We start from the raw sequence: 18,573 nt of genomic DNA on the forward strand, positions 1-18,573 counted from the left end.
TTAAGTGTTCGGTAAGCGTAGCGGAACAGACACCGACTTTCGGGCTCCCAAGCCCGGCGCCGTGTCGTCAGAGCCTGCCACGGCTCCGGCGCCGACGGTGTCGCGCGCGCCGCCCCCGCCGGCCGTCGCCTCCCCGCCGCTCGCCCCGTCCCGGCCCGCGCCGGCCATGGAAAGCCGCCGCTCGGACAATTATTACGAGGTCAAGGCGACCATCTTCGGTGCGCTGATCGAGGCCATCGACCTCGCCCAGCTCGCCAAGCTCGATTCCGAGTCCGCGCGCGAGGAAATCCGCGACATCGTCAACGAGATCATCGCGATCAAGAACATCGTGATGTCGATCGCCGAGCAGGAAGAGCTGCTCGACGATATCTGCAACGACGTGCTGGGCTATGGTCCGCTCGAGCCGCTGCTCGCCCGCGACGACATCGCCGACATCATGGTGAACGGGGCCGGCACCGTCTTCATCGAAGTCGGAGGCAAGATCCAGCGCACCGGAATCCGGTTCCGCGACAACCAGCAGCTCCTCAACATCTGCCAACGCATCGTCAGCCAGGTCGGCCGGCGCGTCGACGAATCCTCACCGATCTGCGACGCCCGCCTCGCCGACGGCTCCCGCGTCAACGCCATCGTGCCGCCGCTCGCGATCGACGGTCCTGCGCTCACCATCCGCAAATTCAAAAAGGACAAGCTGACGCTCGATCAGCTGGTCAAGTTCGGCGCGATCTCGCCGGAGGGCGCGGAAATCCTCCAGATCATCGGACGTGTCCGCTGCAACGTGCTGATCTCCGGCGGCACCGGCTCTGGCAAGACCACGCTGCTCAACTGCCTGACCAACTACATCGAACATGACGAGCGCGTCATCACCTGCGAGGACGCAGCCGAACTTCAGCTCCAGCAGCCCCACGTGGTCCGGCTCGAAACCCGTCCCCCCAACATCGAGGGCGAAGGCCAGGTCACCATGCGCGAGCTGGTGCGCAACTGCCTGCGTATGCGTCCCGAGCGCATCATCGTCGGCGAAGTCCGCGGCCCGGAAGCATTCGATCTGCTCCAGGCCATGAACACCGGCCACGACGGCTCGATGGGAACGCTGCACGCCAACAATCCCCGCGAAGCGCTGTCGCGCTGCGAATCGATGATCACGATGGGCGGCTTCTCCCTGCCCTCCCGCACCATTCGCGAGATGATCTGCGCCTCGATCGATGTCATCGTGCAGGCCGCGCGTCTGCGCGACGGCTCGCGCCGCATCACCCACATTACCGAGGTGATGGGCATGGAAGGCGATACCATCATCACCCAGGACGTCTTCCTCTACGACCTGATCGGCGAAGACGCCAACGGCAAGATCATTGGCAAGCATCGTTCGACCGGCATCGGGCGCCCCAAATTCTGGGAACGTGCGCGCTATTACGGTGAAGAGAAGCGGCTGGCCGCGGCGCTCGACGCCGCGGAAACGGGACCGAAGTCGTGAGCAGGTCGGCACAGCGATGAACATGCAGGTCCTTGCCCTCGCTTTCCTCGCCACCGCCGCCGTCGGCGGCATCGCCTGGGTTTTCCTCTACCCGATGCTGTCGGGCGAACGGAAGGCCGAAAGTCGCCGCGCTTCGATCGGGCGGGCCGATGCGCCCGCAGCCAAGCAGGCCGAAAAAAGCCAGCGATCGCGCCGTGAGCAAGTCGAAAGTTCGCTCAAGGATCTCGAGGCGAGGCGCGCACAGGAGAAGAGCGTTCCGCTCAACATCCGCCTGTCGCAGGCCGGCCTCGACTGGACGACGCAGAAATTCTGGATCGTGTCCGGCGTCGTGGCGGGTGTGTTTTTCTTCGGCGCGCTGTTCGGCGGCGGCGGCCTGCTCGGCGCTGCCGGTCTGGCCTTTGCCGGCGGCTTCGGCCTGCCGCGCTGGGCGCTGGGTTTCCTGAAGAAGCGTCGCGAAGACAAATTCCTGAAAGCACTGCCGGACGCCGTCGACGTCATCGTCCGCGGCATCAAGGCCGGCTTGCCACTGTTCGAGTCCATCAAGGTCGTCGCGGCCGACGCGCCGGAACCGCTGCGCAGCGAGTTCCTGGCCATCATCGAGACGCAGGCCATCGGCATGCCGCTCGGCGACGCCTGCTCGCGGCTCTACGACCGCATGCCGCTGCCGGAGGCCAATTTCTTCGGCATCGTGGTGTCGATCCAGCAGAAGTCGGGCGGCAATCTCTCCGAAGCGCTCGGCAATCTCTCCAAGGTGCTGCGCGACCGCAAGAAGATGAAGGAAAAGATCCAGGCGATGTCGATGGAGGCCAAGGCCTCGGCCGGCATCATCGGCTCGCTGCCGCCGATCGTGATGTTCCTCGTCTATCTCACCACGCCTGGCTACATCTCGCTGCTCTGGACCCATCCCACCGGCCAGCTGATGCTGGTCGGCTGCGTCGTCTGGATGTCGATCGGCATCATGGTGATGAAGAAGATGATCAACTTCGATTTTTGATGGTGCCGTATGGTCGATTTGCTCGTCACGAAGCTGCACGACGTCCACTTCATGACCATGTTGCTGGCGGCCATCGCGGCCAGCGCCACGGTGTATACCTTGGTCATGCCGATGTTCGCCGGCGAAGGGCTCGCCAAGCGGATGAAGGCAGTGGCGAGCGAGCGCGAGAGAATCCGGCAGCGCGAGCGCGAACGCCTCCACAAGAGCGAGAAGGTCTCGCTGCGCCAGACGCCCAAGCAGCTCGTCTCCAAGGTCGTCGAGGACTTCAACCTCACCAAATGGCTGGCGCAGGAGGCTGCGCGCGACAAGCTGATCATGGCGGGCTATCGCGGCCAGGCACCCTACATCACCTTCCTGTTCGCACGCATGGTGACGCCGCTCGTGCTGTTCATCGGTTCGGTCCTCTACGTGTTCCTGATCGCCCACATGGATCGCCCGATGCCGATCAAGATCGGCATCTGCGTCGGCGCGGCTTATCTCGGCCTGCAGGCGCCGATGCTGTTCCTGAAGAACGCGATCTCCAAGCGTCAGCTCTCGATCAAGCGCGCCTTTCCCGATGCACTCGATTTGCTGCTGATCTGTATCGAGTCCGGCATGTCGGTGGAAATGGCGTTCCGCAAGGTCGCCACCGAAATCGTGGGACAGTCGATCGCGCTGTCGGAAGAATTCACCCTGACTACCGCCGAGCTGTCCTATCTGCAGGACCGCAAGGTGGCGTACGAAAACCTGGCGAAGCGCACGGGGCTCGAAGGCGTCAAATCGGTGTGTCTTGCGCTTCAGCAAGCCGAACGCTACGGCACCCCGCTCGGGCAATCCCTGCGCGTCATGGCGCAGGAAAACCGCGACATGCGCATGAACGAAGCCGAGAAGAAAGCTGCCGCGCTGCCGCCGAAGCTGACAGTGCCGATGATCCTGTTCTTCCTGCCGGTGCTGTTCGTCGTCATTCTCGGACCGACGGGTATCAAGATCTCCGAGCTACACTGACTCCGGACCAAAAGCGCGAAAACAACCCCATGCACAGTAGCCGGCCACCGCCGGCGCCATGCCCATCTGGATCGCGGCAAACCCTCGAACCGTCGGGCGAAATTCACTTCATCGCGCCACAGGCGGCGGATCAGTCGGGCTGGCTGAGCGAGGCGACCGGCGTCCGCTTCGATGCGCCGCGCGGGCCGTCGTGGCGGTTCAGCATGTCCTTGAGATAGGCGACATTCGCCGCCGCCTCGTCCGGCGGCAGGTCCGCCTTCACGATGCTCTCGGCTTCAGCGAAGCGACCCTGGAGGCCGACCACCAGGCCGAGATTCTGCCGCACCCGCGAGCTCGCACGCGGCGAAGCGTAAGCCTGCCGCAGCGTCTCTTCCGCCTTGGGCAGATCGCGCGACAGCATGTAGGACAGGCCGAGATTGGACAGCACGCCGGGATCACCGGGCGCGATCTTCAGGGCGCTCGTATAATAGGCACGCGCCTCGTCGTGGCGCCCCATCTGGTCGAGGCAGGTGCCCTGCACCGAGAGCAGGCGCCAGTCCGGATTGTCGGGCGAATGCGCCTTCGACAGCACGTCGTAGGCCTGCTGGAAATTGCCGTTGTCGGCGAGCGCGCGGCCATATTGGGCCAGCAACGGCTTGTTGCCGGGGTTGGCGATGGTCGCCTGCTCGAGCACGGCGGCAGCCTGTGCGCGCTGCCCGTTGGCACGCAAGGCCTGCCCATAGGCCAACCCCGTTTCGGGATCCTTGGGGTTGGCGCGGTAGCGCTCGCCATAGACTTCGACGGCGCGCGCCGGATCGGCAGGCGCCGCTTCCGCCCTCGGCCCGATCGATCCGGTGACATCGGAGAGCTTCGACGTTGCCGTGCAGCCGCCGAGGCTCGCGGCCACCAGCGCGATCAGCGAAGCGGAGGCGAGAAGCCGGGCTGGGCGGAACCGTTGACGCATGACGCTTTTGACTCTCGAGCCTGATGATCGAGCCGAACGCGTCAGCAATAGACTGTTAACCCTAATGGCCGGTTAACGCAGGGAGCCGCCGCTCTCCGGCGGCCATATCTGGTGGGGTTGCGCCGCCCAGGCCGGGATCGAGACCGAGCACCTTCACCTCATCATTCAGGTTTCGCAGCAGATGCTGCCCGCAAGCTCGACGCCCAGCCGGGGCGTGACCATCCCATGATGGGCGCGTTCATCCGGGACGTCCTCAGCTGTTTCATGAGGCGCGATCAATATTCGATGGCAAGACGCTTCCGGATTTCGTCGATGCGCTTGTCGAGTGCATCGAACCGCGCGTGAATCGAACGGTCATGCAGATAGAAGACGTAACCGCCTGCGAGGAACGCGAACACCCAGTGGTGATGCTCGACATAGCCAAACACCACCTCGACAACCTGGCCAACGAATGTGATCCCGCTCCACACAAATTCCATGGCTATTCCTCCCGGCACGCTTCGTCTTCGGTTGCCGGCGTTCTCTGCGCAGCGAACAACCACCGCCGGAACCTAGCATGGCTGCTTCTCCGCGAGTAGCGGCTCACCCGGCGGTGACCGCAAAGCCGATTGCAGCCGCGGCCAAACTCTGCGAAGTCTGCTGCAACCGAATGACCTCCGAGCCCGCCAATGCCTTCCGTTTTCGCGACATCGACCACGGCCACCCCGATCACCTTCGTCACCAGGTCGAGCTGGGAGGCCGTGCGCGAGGCGCTGCCGCCAGCGCAGCGCCAATACGCCACGGCGAACGCCTTCGCCGCCAAGCCGGGCGGCTATCTCGCGCTGCCCGCGCCCGACGGCGCGATCGCGCAGGTGCTGTTCGGCCTCGAGGACGACGGCACCAGATCGCGCGATCCGTTCCGGCCGGGCGCGCTACCCGGCCTGCTGCCGCCGGGCACCTATCGTTTTGCCAATGCACCGCATGATACACGGCTGGCCGCGCTGGCCTTTGCATTGGGGTGCTACCGCTTCGCCCGCTACCGCAAGGCCGAGAGGCCCGACGTCCGGCTGGTCGCGCCTGACGGCGTCGACGTCGCCGAGATCGACCGTATGGCGGGCGCCGCGATGCTGGCGCGCGATCTCATCAACACGCCGTCCAACGACATGGGGCCGGAGGAGCTTGCCGCAGCCGCGCAAGCGCTCGCGGAGGAATTCGGCGCGAGCTATTCCTGCACTATCGGCGAGGAGCTGGAAAAGAACTTTCCGCTGATCCACGCCGTCGGCATGGCCTCGAGCCGCGCCCCGCGGCTGATCGACATCGGCTGGGGTGACCCCGCCCATCCCAAGGTGACGCTGGTCGGCAAGGGTGTCTGCTTCGACACCGGCGGGCTCGATCTGAAACCGTCGAGCGGCATGCTGATCATGAAGAAGGACATGGGCGGCGCCGCCAATGTGCTGGCGCTGGCGCGCATGGTGATGGATGCGAAGCTGAAGGTGCGGCTGCGCGTGCTGATCCCGGCGGTGGAGAATGCGGTCGCCGGGAACGCCTTCCGCCCGCTCGACATCTTTGCCTCCCGCAAGGGCATCACGGTCGAGATCGGCAACACCGACGCGGAAGGACGGCTGGTGCTCGCCGACGCGCTGGCGCTGGCCGACGAGGAAAAACCGGAGCTGCTGATCGATCTGGGCACGCTGACGGGTGCCGCGCGCGTCGCGCTGGGGCCGGATTTACCGCCCTTTTATACCGATGATGAGACGCTGGCGGCCGACGTCGCGCGTTGCGCGGCGAAGGAGAACGATCCGTTGTGGCGCATGCCGCTGTGGCCGCCTTACGATGCGTGGCTGGACTCCAAGACCGCCACCATCACCAACGCACCGTCGGGCGGCTTTGCCGGTTCGATCACCTGCGCGCTGTTCCTGCAACGCTTCGTCGAGCACGCCAAGAGCTGGCTGCACGTTGATATCTATGGCTGGACGCCGACGGCCAAGCCGGCGCGGCCTGAGGGCGGCGAATGCCAGGCCGCCCGCGCGATCTACAAGGTGCTGAGCGAGCGCTATGCGTGATGTCAGGCTGACACCGGCGCGCGGCGATCTCGCCGCCAAATACCTCGAAGGCCAAGTGCAGGCCGATCGCTTCGTGACCGGCGAGGAATTCGAGGTGATCGCACCGATCGCGCCGGTTCGCGAACAGGCGTCATCGAACGCCATGCTGATGACGGAAGCTCTGCGCGGCGAGCGCGTCACGGTCTATGATCACAACGGCGAGGGCTGGGCGTGGGGCCAGCTCGGCGGTGACGGCTATGTCGGCTGGCTGCCCGACGCCGCGCTGATGAAGCCGGCGGCCGCACCGACACACAAGGTGAGCGCGCTGCGCACGCTCGCCTTCCCCGGACCCTCGATCAAGCTGCCGCCGGCCGATGCGCTAGTGCTGGGATCGAAGCTCACGATCGCGCGCGAGGATGGCCCTTTCGCGGTCACGCGCGAGGGCACGTTCGTTCCAAAAAACCATCTCGCGCCGCTCGACCATCGCGAGGGCGACTTCGTCGCGGTCGCCGAGCGCTTCGTCGGAACGCCCTATCTCTGGGGCGGCAAGAGCAGCCTCGGCATCGATTGCTCGGGCCTGGTCCAGGTCTCGCTGAGCGCAGCCGGCATCGGCTGCCCGCGCGACAGCGACATGCAGCAGGCCGGTCTCGGCCGTGCACTGGAGCCGCATGAGCGGAATACGCTACAACGCGGCGATCTGATCTTCTGGAAGGGCCACGTCGCCATCGTGCGCGATGGCGGTACGATGGCGCACGCCAACGCGCACCACATGGCAACGGTGATCGAGCCGATCGCGCCGGCCATTGCGCGGATCAAGGCGGCGGGTAGTGAGGTCGTGGAGATCAAACGTCTGTAGCGCGCCTGGTCGTAAATCGGGCGCGTCCGCTTTGCTCTCGGAAGGCGACATGTTGGAGGATCTGGGTTTCTCCTTCACCTAGGCGAATGCGCCTCCTCTCTTGGTCTGCCACTATCGGCAAAGCTCCAGAACGGTGGCAATGATGGACCCAGCCAAACGAGTATTTGTCGGTATTGTCGTAGCAGGCTTTGCGAGTTTACTTGTGTTAAGTCCCTATGCCGATGATGCGGGGCAATTAGGAACGTTTGGTCCAAACGCGTCTTTCGCTGATTTTGGCGTCTATAACGCAGATCAAGCAATTGAGTTGGAGCGGCAGCTTCGTCAGCACCAGTAGGAACGCGGCGAGATGGGAGAGGTTGGCTCTACAATTGATGCGTCCCTCCCAGACTTGGCCCCCACCCGGGGGCCTTTTTCTTCGGGACAAACACGCCGCTGATCCCAGGGTCGGCTCACTCATTTGGTGGCCGATTTCTTTGATAGCCAGCTCCGCCGGCGCAAGTGCAATAGTCACGCCGCGCTTAGCCGCCTAGGGCGCCATGCAATTCTCGGACGATCCGATCACGGTGCGCAACGAATTGCAGTTGCGTGGATGGAAACGTTTCTAGCACCGTGCGGGCTAAGATCGTTTCCTGGCCGGCCCGTTCGAGCACTTCCATGCGCTCTTCCTGGTGTGAGGCGAGCCGGCATATTGGCCGCCTCGATCGCGAGCCCCTGCATTGCTGATCAAGACAACTGCTAGGATGCCGAAGGCAAACCGGCGGCCGCTCAATTTCATCTCACCTTAGCCAAACCACGCAAGTTCCAAGCAACCTACATCGCAGCGGCGAAAGTGCAATCCCGCGCGCTCGCTGCTCGTATCGTTTCCGATCTGCGAAAGGCGCCCTCTAGGGCAGCAGACCTGCCTTTGCTTCGGGCAAGTTGATCGACATTGTTCCGACCAATTTCTCACTGGCGAGCCAAGACACGTCGAACCGGCGCCCCGGCGCGCCGCACCAACAAGCTGAGCTCCATGGCACACCGGCTCACTTGGCAAGTTCGCCCGGGGCCGACGCTCGCAGTGTCTAAGTCCTAGCTGGCTCTCGCCCTGCTCCATTCACTCCGCTTTAGGGCTTTCCGCAACGTCAGGATGGTTGATGCGAGTTCGGTAGCTGGGACCGGACGGCTGAATAGGAACCCTTGCGCCTCGTTGCATCCTTCCGCCTTCATTTCGTTCAGCTGCTCAACCGTCTCGACGCCCTCTGCGGTTGTTGTCATGCCGAGGCTTCTTGCGAGGCTGGTGATGGCTCTCACGATCAATTTCGATCCCTTTGTTGCCGTTGCGTCACGGACAAAGGACTGATCAATCTTGATCTTGTCAAAGGGGAAACTGCGGAGATAACTCAGAGACGAATAGCCCGTCCCGAAATCGTCCAGGGCGATGCGCAGCCCACGCGCCTTCAGCTCGTGCAGCATCGCGATAGTTTCAGAGTTGTTGCCGAGCAGAACCGATTCGGTGATTTCAAGTTCGAGCCGGTGCGGCGCCAGCCCCGACGTGGCTAATGCGTCGGCGATGACGTTCGTCAAACCCGGGTCCCGAAATTGGGTCGGCGAGACGTTGACCGCAACTTTGAACTCGTTCGGCCAACTGGCCGCCTGCTCGCAGGCTCGATTCAGCACCCACTCCCCCAATGGAGCGATCAGACCAATTTCTTCCGCGAGCGGGATGAATTGGTCAGGAGGGACCAGTCCGCGCGTCGGATGCTGCCAGCGCAACAATGCCTCGAAGCCGCTGATCCGGTCCGTGCGCAGGTTATAAACCGGCTGGTAGAACAGAACGAACTCATCCTTCTCCATTGCCTCGCGAAGGTCGATTTCGAGCGCTCGGCGGTTTTGCGCAGTGACGTCCATCGCGGGCTCGAAGAAGCGCCATCTTCCCCTGCCGTCCATCTTGGACCGGTACAGCGCCAGATCTGCGTTCTTCAGTAGCGTCTCGCGTGTCGTGCCGTCACATGGCGCCAGGCAGATTCCGATGCTGCAGCCGACATTAACGCGATGGCCCTTCAAGTCATACGGAGCGCCGACGCGCTCCACGATCCGCTGGGCAAGGCGCTCGGTTTCTTCCGCTGTCCGAACTTCCGCCTGGATGATCGCGAACTCGTCGCCTCCCAAGCGCGCTACGGTATCAACCTCTCGGACGCAGGCCTCCAATCGTTCTGCGACCGCGCACAGCAGCCCATCGCCGACCGGGTGTCCCAACGTATCATTGATCTGTTTGAAGTTATCCAGATCGATGCAGAACACGGCGAAGTCGCCGCCCGGACCGGTGTCTGCGAGGGCCTGCTCGATCCGCTCGGCAAACAGAGACCGGTTTTGGCAGCCTGGTCAAAGCATCATGCCGCGCCATGAACGCGATTTGCGATTGAGCCCTGTGCTGTTCGGTCACGTCTTCACAGCTGATCAGCCAGCCGCCGTCGGGTGTAGAGCGGCGGGCGATCGAGACGACACGTCCATCGCTGAGGTTCTGGAGGTAATTGCCGCTCTTGCGCCGAGCCAGGAACTCCTCGCACTCAGCCAGAAGATCGGCCACCGTTTGGCTGCCATGATTGCCGGCGGCAACACTCAAACGGAGGACGTCTTCGAACGTCATTCCCGGTCGCACGAGCTCGGGCGAAATATCGAAGATCTCACAGAAGCGGCGGTTGACGACCTGCAGCCGTCCCTCCTTGCCATAGAGGCAGAGCCCTTGCGACATATGGGTGAGCGCCGCGTCCAGTCTCAGATTCGTGGCGTGCAGTTCGGCCTTCTGCTGCTTTAACCCGGTGATATCGCTGTAGACGAGCATGACGCCGCCTTCTTGCGTCAAGCTGCGGCTGACCCGGAGCCACCTCCCGTCCGGAAGCTGCGCTTCGGCTTCCATGCCCTCACTATCACCTGGGATCTCCCTGTGAACGAGGCTCAATGAGCTGCTGTCCCCAGTCGACATGCGGCTCCGCCAGGGATCCGGATGAACCAGTTGAGGCGAGCAGCGAATGAATTCACTGGCCCTGGAGTTGGCTAAGGCGATCTCGCCATCCCCGTCCAGGAGCACAACCCCCTCACGGGAGTTCTCGAGTGCATCGGACAGCCGCGCCTGGGCCGAACGTCGCTGGGCCACCTCTCGATCGACCATCGATCTGATATTGTCCCGCATCCTTCCCATTGCGCTCAGGAGAGTACCCAGCTCATCCCCGCCGCCTTTCGGAATGTCCGTGTTCAAATCGCCATCGGCAATGCTCGTTGCAGCTTTAGAGGCGATCGCCACTGGGCCGATGATCCGGCGTACCAAAATCCACGAAAACAGCGCGGACAGCAAAAGCGCAAGCGCCAGCCCCGCGATATTGACCTCGAGATCCCGTTTGATGGCGGCCAGGGCACGCTGACGAAATAGAAAGCCATCACCGGCGGTGTAGTTGACAAGCAGTTCGATCTGCTGATTCACAGTCTTCGAGTACTGGTCGAGTTCGACATCCTGCGCATTGCTCGACGCGCGCTCGTCTATTGTTGATTGGATTGGCCGATGAAGCGCGATCCAGGCGCTAGCCGCCTCCTGGACCTTGGCGGCTGCCTTTTCAGCTCGCGCCGATTGCGAGCGTTCCGCGGCGATCGTGACATCTTCCGAAAGCGACTTCGCAAGCTCGCCGATCTCCGCGTCAAGTCGAGCACGGATCGAGGGATCTTTTGTGAGCAGGCGTTGTGCCGATGCCACACGCATTGCCGCGAAGTCAGCGCCAGCCGCGCGCGCATAGTTGATCGACATCAGCGACTCGTCGAACGTTCTGGTAACAAGGTCGCCGGCATGCCGAATGCCAAGCGTGGCATAGCCTCCCAGGGCTGCGGCTACCGCGCTCATCGCGAGACAAAAGGACAGGATTCCAACTCGGATCGAACCTCGCAAGGCGAGGAGATTCGACAGGCAGCCGACCATGGACCGAAGCGTCCCGGGGACCGCTCGCGTTTGACGCGCAATTCTGTCGATGAAAAGACTCATCGCCATGTCTTTCGCTGCAAACAACTTATCGCAAACACGCCGCGCGGACGCAGCCTCGCTGCCTCCGCCTCAAATTTCCCTAGTAATGACCGGAAGGGATGCGGAAATCGTTAAGATCAAGCTGTAATAAGTACAGGAGTAGTTGCGCGGCCGGGAATCCGAGCCGGTTCGATTTTTTGGTAAACTTGAGGTTTTCAGCGGGGCTTAATTGATGGCAAGGCTGGTACCATTCCGCGCGGGGAAGTTCGGTCTCGGGGTCACAGCCGCCATCCTTGGCGGGCTCATCACCGGAGTTGCGCTAGGCGCAAATCCCTACACGATCTCGCAAAGGGACCGCGAGTTCAGGCCGCGAGAGATCATCGTCAAGCGTGGTGAGACCTTGCGGTTTGTTAACGACGACGGCGAGCTCTTGCATCACGCCTATTTGAGCTCGGAGACCTTTAACTTCGACAGCGGTGATCAGCAGCCGGGCAGCCAATTCGATGTCGTATTTTCCGTGCCCGGTGACTACACGGTGCTGTGCGGAATTCATCCCAAGATGAAACTCGGCGTGCACGTCACAAAGTAGGCCTAAAGGATCGTAGTGTTGAAGATCGCGGCGTGGCCGACGTAGTACGTGAACAGTGTAATCGTCAGTGCAGCACATAGGCCGGCAGGAGCGAGCCACGGAGCACGATAGTCGGCCGCGATCGGCCGATTGTCGGAAAGAATTGCGACGAGAACGACGATAATCGCCGAGTGACCAATCACATCCAGCTTGCCGAATTCGAAGCATGCGCTGATAAACATTCCAAGCAGCATGGCCGCCGCGACACGCCGGACCAACGGCGTCCAAGCCAGCGCAAAGGCGAGCGTGAATTCGACCATTCCCGCGGCCCGCATGTAGAACTCATTATTGAAGCCGAGTGTGATGCCGGGGTGCTCGATCAGGAGCGGAAAGCTCCACTCCGGATAAGCCCACTTCTCCACAGATGCCCACATCAAGGTGACAGCGGTCGCATAACGCACGACGTCCAGGGGCGGAATGCCCAACAGATTCTTTTGCAAGCCGGTGAGAGCCAAATAGCCGGCAAGGCCGAGAAAAATCGGATAATCGGCCAGATGGAACGTGCCGTAGTCGCGCACAGCCAGCCCGAACAACACCACGATTCCGGCGGCCGAGAGCGGCAGCGTGCGGCGCGATAGCATTCCGGCTGCGATGGCGAGTTGCAAAATCCCCACGTCGGGCGATGTGGTTTTCAACTCGGGAGTCAGGATGATACCGCCGATCGCCCAGAGCGAGATAAAGAAAAAGCCACAGACCGCACGAATCATCACTTCGGTGTGCAGCCGCAGGCCTTCCGTGAAACGGTTAAGGGGGCGGACCATCAGTTCCCCCAACGACGTGCGCTCCGCGACGCAGCCGGAAAAGAACCAGAGCAGGGCAACTCCGAGGAGCAGCTCGAAATCTTGACACAGCACGTTCTCGAGGCCCCGCGGCTGGCCGGCGGCATCATACGCGCAGAACCATTTGACGTGGGCGCTCGCAGCACCGGTCCCGAGAATCCAGATGGCAAATCCAACGACCGACTTCGACAGCAAGGAAACGGCTCGCGACGCCGCTAGGGCGTCTCGTCCCTGAGAACTGAACATTTCAAAAATCCGCCCACTTGGGAGGGGACAGCTTTAACGATTTATTCACCTTACCATAAATTTTAAGCTTTGGGATCTCCGTGGCAGCCCCTGGTGGTTTGGTGGTTAATGAGGCGCAGCCGGCCCGATCAGAGTCCTGAACTCCCGCCAGTCCTTTCAAATTTTACAGGTTTCGAGGACGAGCCCTCAATTCCGCTGCCGTATTAACGCACCAGACAAATGGCTGGATGGAGCAGTCCATGTTCAGAGAACCAGGACCGGCGCGTGCGACATTAGCCTCGCTGCTTGTCCGTGGCGCAAAGCGCTTTGCGGTGCGCAGCGAAACTCTGGAAGTCGTGACGGGCGCCGTTCTGGTCCTCGGCTTTGGCCTACTCGGATCGGCACTGCCGCACCTTTACTGAGCCCTCCGCGCAAACGCGATCAGAGGCCCCTCAGCGCGGAGGTCGGTCACAGGCCTCGACGGGGCGCCGCAGTAAGCGTCTGAAGAAAGGCGAGCAAGTCCGCCTTTTCGCTCGTCGTTAGAAACAAAGGCCTGATCGACGGCGATCTGCTTGGACGGTCGATGCCACCCCGGTCATACAACTCGATGACTTCTTCGAGCGTCGCGACAGATCCGTCATGCATGTACGGCGCGCGCTGCGCGACATTGCGCAAAGTCGGCGTCTTGAACGCATATCGCAGCTTTTGCGAGCTCGGAAATAGCCGGCCGCGGCCAATATCGCTGTCTCTCGCTGTGCCGATATCCTGAAACGATCCATCCGTAAAAGACGGCCCGCTGTGGCAGTTTGCGCAACGCGCTTTGCCGTTGAAGATCTCAAACCCACGCTTGGCCCCGGCGCTGATCGCGATTTCGTCGCCCATGATCCAGCGATCAAACGGGGACTCCCCGGCGACGATCGTACGTTGAAAGGTCGCCAAGGCAGCTTCGATCCTGGAACGCGTGATCGCACCATCGCCGTACGCACTCGCGAACGCCTCTGCATAGCCCGTCGTGGCAGAGAGCCGGTCGATCAGTTCCGATTCGGTCAGATTCATGTTGGCTCGCCCCGTGATCGGACCAAACGTGACGGATTCGAGATCCTTGAACTTTCCGTCCCAACCCAGCGGCTCGGTGAACGCCACATCGATCAGAGTGGGTGCGCGAAGCGGCAGGCCTTTCGGGTCCTCCCCAACTGCGCGCGCGAGGCCATCTCCCCAAGACAGCGAGGGATTGTGGCAAGTCGCGCATGACACGGTGCGAGACCTCGACAGCAGCGGATCGAAGAACAACATCTTCCCAAGAGCCGCTTTTTGCGCCGAGTAAGGATTGCCGTCAGGAAAGGGAATCGCCACCGGCCGACGGTAGCTGGCGCGGATCTCCGCCGCTTCGCTTGATGTCTCCGCCGCCGTCGAGCCAAAGCGCTGCCCCAGCGGTACGAACGCCGCAAGCAAAGCCAGGCTGGCCCAGACTTTCATCGGCTTCCTCAGGAAAATAGCCGCTCATGATATGAACAAGTTGGTCAAGGAAGCCTTAATGGCCGGTTGGCGTCGAAACGCGAGCCTATCGGGAGACCGCCTTCGGGTCATTTGCGTCGATTTAGCATGCCAGCAACTACGTCCGGTCCTCCTGCGACAGCCGAGAAGGCAAAAGTCACGGTTCGACGCTGTGGCCTACATCGCAACCGCCTGCACTTTCGTCCGGCAATATCGGACGCACATCGGCCGCTCTTTGGAACTGCTGCGAACCCCCGCACTTGTCGGCGTAGCACAAGGAAGGTCTCACCATGAGAGTTCGGGTTGGACTGGTCGCACTATGCGTCAGCGCATTTAGCACCCTCGCCTATGCACAGAGCAGCGGTGGCGCCGGCGCCGGCGGTGGTGCCGGTTCGGCAGCGGGGGCCGGCTCGGGCAGCACGGCTGCTGGGTCAATGTCTAATCCTGGATCGGTAAACGGGACCGGGGGGTCGCCGGGACCAAACACGAGCAACGCCCTCAGTCACGGAACGACAGGAAGTCGGCTCGGCAATACCGCTAACGAACGAAAAAATTCTGGCTCATCATCGGCGGCCAGTGGCTTTGTCAACGACAGTACAATGAACAACGCCGTTCAGGATCTGGGCAACGCAAAAACCGGCATCATACCCGGCCACTGATTTGAGCGCGCAGGACCTCTATTCCCATCATTCCGGGCAGCGCATCGCCCGCGAACACGGCTGTCGCATGCCTGATCGAAATTCCGGCGCGTCTGCTTTGCTCTCTCGGAAGCCGACATTGAAGCGGCAGTGGCCAATGTCTGTTGGGAGCCGGAAACGACCAATCAACAAGACCTAGAATTCCGACCTTGTACCCGCCGCTGCGGTGGCAGCCGCAGGTCAGGTTTGATCTACGTCAAGAAGCTCGTTTCACCAGATACTTAGCCTCCGAACATGCGGAGCAAGGAGCGAACGCCTGCTCCGGATCTTTCCCCTTCGCTAGGAAAGAACAAGAAGATGCTGAAGCGCCTTCTGATTCCCCTGATTTTGCTGGCATTTCTGCCGACCCTTCGGTCCCCGGCCCTGGCGGAAGACGTTGCTGGATCGCGAAGAATCCAAGAGGAAATTTGGGCATTGCCATTCCCACTACCGGTGCTTGCCTTCGTGGTGAAGCCGGTTGGCGAAGGCCCGTTTCCCCTCGTGATCATGAACCATGGAATTAGTTTGGGTGCTCAGGAACGAACGATGTTCCCGACCGTCGAATACCGGGAAGCCGCACGGTGGTTTGCAAACCAGGGATATTTCGTCATCTCGCCCGTACGATATGGCGCCAGCAGCCTCGATAACAAAGATCGAGGGATTTATGGCTCCGTATTTGCTCATGTCGGCAGCTGCGATAACCCGAACTTCCGTGGTCCAGGCCTTGCCATCGCCACTCTGAACCAGTGGATCATCGACAATATCAGCAGGAGAAAATACATTCAGCCCGGCAAGGTCGTCGTCGTGGGGCAGTCCGGCGGCGGATGGGGATCAATCGCCCTTGCCAGCCTCAATCCCTCACCTGTTCAGGCAATCATTACCTTCGCGGCGGGACGCGGAGGTAGAGTGGACGGTAAGCCAAACAACAATTGTGCCCCCGACAAACTCGTCGATGCCACAGCTGAATTCGGTCGAACGGCGCGAATTCCGATGCTGTGGATCTACACGGAAAACGACACTTATTTCGGGCCGGCGCTGACGAAGCGGATGTATGACGCATTCGTAGCGGCCGGTGGAAATGTGGAGTATCGCATGCTGCCGGCGTTCGGAAACGACGGTCATTTCATGATCGATTCGCCCGACGCGGTGCCGATTTGGTCTCCGCTCGTCGTCCAGTTTCTCGACAAGCATTCAGCCACCAGCGACGTCCAACCCCGGACGAGCAGCGATACTTCGGCTGAGGGGCCGGCCAAGCCTCCTAGCGTGCGCATCCCTCAGACAATTGAGTATTCGGAGTGGCAAAAGCTTTGCTTTGACTCGTCTGATGGCACTTCGATCTGTCGAACGACAAAGACCGGAACCGACGAGGACAATCAAGTCGTGGTGCGCGTCGACCTCATTCAGCGGGCTGACGGTCCGGCCCGCTTGCAGTTGTTCGTTCCACAAGGAGCGAACCTGCAGCGCGGAGTCGACGTGGCGGTAGATCAGGGACGAGCCAGCCAAATTCCGTTCACTTGGTGCCTCACCAACATCTGTATCGCAGCCGATGCGGTGAAACCGGATCTGATAGCGGAGCTGGAATCCGGCAAGAACCTGATGCTCGGACTTACCGACCTGAACTCTTCAACCGTTGCGTTGACGCTATCGCTCGATCAATTTGCAACCGCGCGCAAGGGAGCGCCGACGCAAACTTTCGACTTCGGCATGGATGAAGAGTGAGGGGCAACACGCCATCACGGCAGCATCGGGCACATGAGCCGACTCATGCGCCGCAACAAAGCAGCGCCTCCATCGAGATGCGGCAGTGTCGCTGTCGCTTGCGAAGCTTGAACCAAACTCAATCTGGCAAGACAAATCTTGATCGAGATTGCATTGAGGCTCGCTCCTCAAGGTCAGCTCGTACATGCCTCTTGGACATTTCACACAATGATGGAGGTAGCCAATGCCGATCGTTCAATTCACTCGCTTCAAGACCGAGAAGCCCGAGGACATGACCCGGGTCGTCAGGCAGGCGAAGAAAATCTTCGAGAAACACGGCGCGGAATTTCTTCGGCTGTCCCGCTTCCACACCGGCCCGTGGGCTGGAGAGTTGCTGGTGACGACGCGCTACGCCAATTGGGAAGTTTACGGTAAAGTGCAGGAGGCCGTGTCAAAGGACGCGGAGTTCGCGCAGGTGTATGCGGATGGACTGAAGATTGCGGAACTAACGGGCCGTAATATCGCTGTCAGCATCGATCTGTAGTCGGAGCGCCGCTCGGCGAACCACGTCAAGCGAGGAGGCCGCCGGACACATTGCCGGCGGCCTTCTTTCTGGTCCGATGAATTGCACTGCATTACGCCGCGCCTCGGCAACCAAGACTCAGGCTGATTCGCGTCCGTCGGGACGCATGCCAGCCCCTTCCGGTCGCCCTCGAAAACACGGGCCCGACTTCTTCCAGTTCGGCGATCCGGAGGATACGAAGGCCGCGCTTGCGCAAGCGGGCTTCTCCGATGTCGCTGCAACGACTGTGGCTCAAACGCTGCTGCTGAAAACTGCGACCGGATTGGTCAATTTGACGTTGCAGGGAGGAGTAGGGATAAGGGCCCTCTTGCTTGCACAAGGTTGGCTCCGCTAAGCGGACGCTTCTCGGCCTGCTGGAACGTCGGCATGGCTTTGGCCTGCCAACTCTGCCGGTTGCGGTCCTGCAGGTGCAGCGGCTGCGTCGCGCGCTGGGTGGCAAGGAGCTTCAGAGCATCAGAGGCATCGTGGCCATCGCGGTCCAGCTCCGCGATCAGAGCCTCTTGCCTCTTCACCGAGGACGGCGTGTTGCCGGGCCATCGCGAGGTTGCAGCATGGTGCGGTCCATGGCCGCTCGTACCGCGCGGCGGAGCGGCCGGTGATCTACGTCACAGCAAACGCAAATCAGGCCCGGCAGTCGCACCCCTACGACCGCCGGGCCTGAGCGCCAGCCAATATGATTACGGCATCAAACGTCGTCAGTGTCGCTGCAGTGCGTGCGCGGCTCTGTCCACTTCCCGACGTTAGACGACCCGGAAGACTACGGTGTTCCTGTAGCGGAACGCTCGCATGCGCAGGATATCCGCATACCGCGCTCCCATGGTTTTGCAGGCCGGAGCGCTGTCGGCGTCTCAGCCACCGGCGCCCGAGAGCCTGGCCGGTGATGGCCGGGGAATGGTTGCACCACCCATGGGCAACAGGGAAGATAGAGACCCCTGGGCTAAACCCTGAGACACGCGGTCCTATTGAGCCCGGCGGAGTTGACGCTCCAGATCGATTGCTTGATCTGCGTTATACGCGCGTTTCAACAGCGCGGATCGTTCCTCGCCCGGAGGCGTCCGCACGGCCTGCTCGTGCAACTCCAGCGCGAATTGATGCAGGCGAGTTTCCAGCGAGTCTGTTTGCTTGAACCGTCTTCGCTTCTTTCCCATCCCATGCTCCATGTCATTCAGAGGGAACGGAAAAGTGTATCTGCGTCATCATGCCCCGACGCCCACATAGGTTAATTGCGCGTTGAACTA

General features: G+C 61.6%; 17 protein-coding genes. 10 read left to right on the forward strand and 7 right to left on the reverse strand.

Annotation, left to right across the window (positions count from 1 at the left end; genetic code table 11):
• Positions 1–4 precede the first annotated feature (4 nt).
• The 3 genes from ACVWZ4_RS07910 to ACVWZ4_RS07920 are packed head-to-tail and all read left to right on the forward strand — an operon-like array spanning position 5 to position 3,446.
• Complete coding sequence (locus ACVWZ4_RS07910; RefSeq protein ID WP_456701191.1) at positions 5–1,468, forward strand: CpaF family protein; 1,464 nt, start codon at positions 5–7, stop codon at positions 1,466–1,468.
• A gap of 16 nt (positions 1,469–1,484) precedes the next feature.
• Complete coding sequence (locus tag ACVWZ4_RS07915) at positions 1,485–2,462, forward strand: type II secretion system F family protein (protein ID WP_092227291.1); 978 nt, start codon at positions 1,485–1,487, stop codon at positions 2,460–2,462.
• Between the two features lie 9 nt (positions 2,463–2,471).
• Positions 2,472–3,446 (forward strand): type II secretion system F family protein, encoded by a 975-nt coding sequence (locus ACVWZ4_RS07920; protein ID WP_456701189.1) that lies wholly within the window; start codon positions 2,472–2,474, stop codon positions 3,444–3,446.
• A gap of 130 nt (positions 3,447–3,576) precedes the next feature.
• Here ACVWZ4_RS07920 and ACVWZ4_RS07925 read toward each other — a convergent pair whose 3' ends face one another.
• The gene (locus tag ACVWZ4_RS07925; RefSeq protein WP_456736305.1) at positions 3,577–4,389 is read right to left on the reverse strand and encodes a tetratricopeptide repeat protein; all 813 of its coding nucleotides are present in this window, start codon (positions 4,387–4,389) and stop codon (positions 3,577–3,579) included.
• 275 nt (positions 4,390–4,664) lie between these two features.
• Positions 4,665–4,868: a hypothetical protein gene (locus ACVWZ4_RS07930; protein WP_456701187.1), complete on the reverse strand. Its 204-nt coding sequence runs from the start codon at positions 4,866–4,868 to the stop codon at positions 4,665–4,667.
• A gap of 189 nt (positions 4,869–5,057) precedes the next feature.
• On the opposite strand from ACVWZ4_RS07930, the gene ACVWZ4_RS07935 reads away from it, so the two are divergent.
• The 3 genes from ACVWZ4_RS07935 (at position 5,058) to ACVWZ4_RS07945 (ending at position 7,600) form a co-directional block, all read left to right on the forward strand.
• On the forward strand, positions 5,058–6,431 hold the full coding sequence (locus ACVWZ4_RS07935; protein ID WP_456740030.1) for a leucyl aminopeptidase family protein: 1,374 nt from the start codon (positions 5,058–5,060) through the stop codon (positions 6,429–6,431).
• Complete coding sequence (locus ACVWZ4_RS07940) at positions 6,424–7,266, forward strand: C40 family peptidase (protein ID WP_456740031.1); 843 nt, start codon at positions 6,424–6,426, stop codon at positions 7,264–7,266. The genes ACVWZ4_RS07935 and ACVWZ4_RS07940 overlap by 8 nt, the downstream gene beginning before the upstream one ends.
• 139 nt (positions 7,267–7,405) lie before the next feature.
• Entirely contained in the window at positions 7,406–7,600 is a 195-nt protein-coding gene (locus ACVWZ4_RS07945) for a hypothetical protein (protein WP_456740032.1), read from the forward strand.
• Positions 7,601–8,334: 734 nt separating this feature from the next.
• On the opposite strand, the gene ACVWZ4_RS07950 is transcribed toward ACVWZ4_RS07945, so the two are convergent.
• Positions 8,335–9,606, reverse strand: a complete 1,272-nt coding sequence (locus ACVWZ4_RS07950; RefSeq protein ID WP_456790501.1) for a putative bifunctional diguanylate cyclase/phosphodiesterase — start codon at positions 9,604–9,606, stop codon at positions 8,335–8,337.
• On the reverse strand, positions 9,524–11,209 hold the full coding sequence (locus ACVWZ4_RS07955) for a PAS-domain containing protein (protein ID WP_456790072.1): 1,686 nt from the start codon (positions 11,207–11,209) through the stop codon (positions 9,524–9,526). Before ACVWZ4_RS07955 ends, ACVWZ4_RS07950 begins: the two co-directional genes overlap by 83 nt.
• Positions 11,210–11,483: 274 nt before the next feature.
• Between ACVWZ4_RS07955 and ACVWZ4_RS07960 the strand changes: the two genes are divergently transcribed.
• Positions 11,484–11,840, forward strand: coding sequence for a methylamine utilization protein (locus ACVWZ4_RS07960; protein WP_456740034.1), 357 nt, complete (start codon positions 11,484–11,486; stop codon positions 11,838–11,840).
• A gap of 2 nt (positions 11,841–11,842) precedes the next feature.
• Here ACVWZ4_RS07960 and ACVWZ4_RS07965 read toward each other — a convergent pair whose 3' ends face one another.
• Positions 11,843–12,850, reverse strand: a complete 1,008-nt coding sequence (locus ACVWZ4_RS07965) for a hypothetical protein (RefSeq protein WP_456742191.1) — start codon at positions 12,848–12,850, stop codon at positions 11,843–11,845.
• A 293-nt stretch (positions 12,851–13,143) separates the two neighbouring features.
• Between ACVWZ4_RS07965 and ACVWZ4_RS07970 the strand changes: the two genes are divergently transcribed.
• The gene (locus tag ACVWZ4_RS07970) at positions 13,144–13,305 is read left to right on the forward strand and encodes a hypothetical protein (protein ID WP_456740035.1); all 162 of its coding nucleotides are present in this window, start codon (positions 13,144–13,146) and stop codon (positions 13,303–13,305) included.
• Between the two features lie 46 nt (positions 13,306–13,351).
• Here ACVWZ4_RS07970 and ACVWZ4_RS07975 read toward each other — a convergent pair whose 3' ends face one another.
• Positions 13,352–14,359, reverse strand: a complete 1,008-nt coding sequence (locus tag ACVWZ4_RS07975) for a cytochrome-c peroxidase (RefSeq protein WP_456740036.1) — start codon at positions 14,357–14,359, stop codon at positions 13,352–13,354.
• Positions 14,360–15,372: 1,013 nt separating this feature from the next.
• Here ACVWZ4_RS07975 and ACVWZ4_RS07980 point away from each other — a divergent pair.
• Both ACVWZ4_RS07980 and ACVWZ4_RS07985 read left to right on the forward strand, forming a co-directional pair.
• Positions 15,373–16,773: an invasion associated locus B family protein gene (locus ACVWZ4_RS07980; RefSeq protein ID WP_456740037.1), complete on the forward strand. Its 1,401-nt coding sequence runs from the start codon at positions 15,373–15,375 to the stop codon at positions 16,771–16,773.
• 223 nt (positions 16,774–16,996) lie between these two features.
• Complete coding sequence (locus ACVWZ4_RS07985) at positions 16,997–17,296, forward strand: hypothetical protein (protein ID WP_456701172.1); 300 nt, start codon at positions 16,997–16,999, stop codon at positions 17,294–17,296.
• A 998-nt stretch (positions 17,297–18,294) separates the two neighbouring features.
• On the opposite strand, the gene ACVWZ4_RS07990 is transcribed toward ACVWZ4_RS07985, so the two are convergent.
• Positions 18,295–18,483 carry a hypothetical protein gene (locus ACVWZ4_RS07990; RefSeq protein WP_456701171.1) on the reverse strand — a complete coding sequence of 63 codons (189 nt, stop codon included), beginning with the start codon at positions 18,481–18,483 and terminating at the stop codon, positions 18,295–18,297.
• Between the last annotated feature and the right edge of the window lie 90 nt (positions 18,484–18,573).

This window comes from Bradyrhizobium sp. USDA 4472 (assembly GCF_054058595.1).

What these genes read in the sequence shown, in the direction of transcription:
- ACVWZ4_RS07915 (WP_092227291.1), top strand. Translation starts at nt 1,485, where the DNA reads ATGAACATGCAGGTCCTTGCCCTCGCTTTCCTCGCCACCGCCGCCGTC.
- ACVWZ4_RS07920 (WP_456701189.1), top strand. Translation starts at nt 2,472, where the DNA reads ATGGTCGATTTGCTCGTCACGAAGCTGCACGACGTCCACTTCATGACC.
- ACVWZ4_RS07925 (WP_456736305.1), bottom strand. Translation starts at nt 4,389, where the DNA reads ATGCGTCAACGGTTCCGCCCAGCCCGGCTTCTCGCCTCCGCTTCGCTG.
- ACVWZ4_RS07930 (WP_456701187.1), bottom strand. Translation starts at nt 4,868, where the DNA reads ATGGAATTTGTGTGGAGCGGGATCACATTCGTTGGCCAGGTTGTCGAG.
- ACVWZ4_RS07935 (WP_456740030.1), top strand. Translation starts at nt 5,058, where the DNA reads ATGCCTTCCGTTTTCGCGACATCGACCACGGCCACCCCGATCACCTTC.
- ACVWZ4_RS07940 (WP_456740031.1), top strand. Translation starts at nt 6,424, where the DNA reads ATGCGTGATGTCAGGCTGACACCGGCGCGCGGCGATCTCGCCGCCAAA.
- ACVWZ4_RS07945 (WP_456740032.1), top strand. Translation starts at nt 7,406, where the DNA reads ATGATGGACCCAGCCAAACGAGTATTTGTCGGTATTGTCGTAGCAGGC.
- ACVWZ4_RS07955 (WP_456790072.1), bottom strand. Translation starts at nt 11,209, where the DNA reads ATGGTCGGCTGCCTGTCGAATCTCCTCGCCTTGCGAGGTTCGATCCGA.
- ACVWZ4_RS07960 (WP_456740034.1), top strand. Translation starts at nt 11,484, where the DNA reads ATGGCAAGGCTGGTACCATTCCGCGCGGGGAAGTTCGGTCTCGGGGTC.
- ACVWZ4_RS07970 (WP_456740035.1), top strand. Translation starts at nt 13,144, where the DNA reads ATGTTCAGAGAACCAGGACCGGCGCGTGCGACATTAGCCTCGCTGCTT.
- ACVWZ4_RS07975 (WP_456740036.1), bottom strand. Translation starts at nt 14,359, where the DNA reads ATGAAAGTCTGGGCCAGCCTGGCTTTGCTTGCGGCGTTCGTACCGCTG.
- ACVWZ4_RS07980 (WP_456740037.1), top strand. Translation starts at nt 15,373, where the DNA reads ATGCTGAAGCGCCTTCTGATTCCCCTGATTTTGCTGGCATTTCTGCCG.
- ACVWZ4_RS07985 (WP_456701172.1), top strand. Translation starts at nt 16,997, where the DNA reads ATGCCGATCGTTCAATTCACTCGCTTCAAGACCGAGAAGCCCGAGGAC.
- ACVWZ4_RS07990 (WP_456701171.1), bottom strand. Translation starts at nt 18,483, where the DNA reads ATGGGAAAGAAGCGAAGACGGTTCAAGCAAACAGACTCGCTGGAAACT.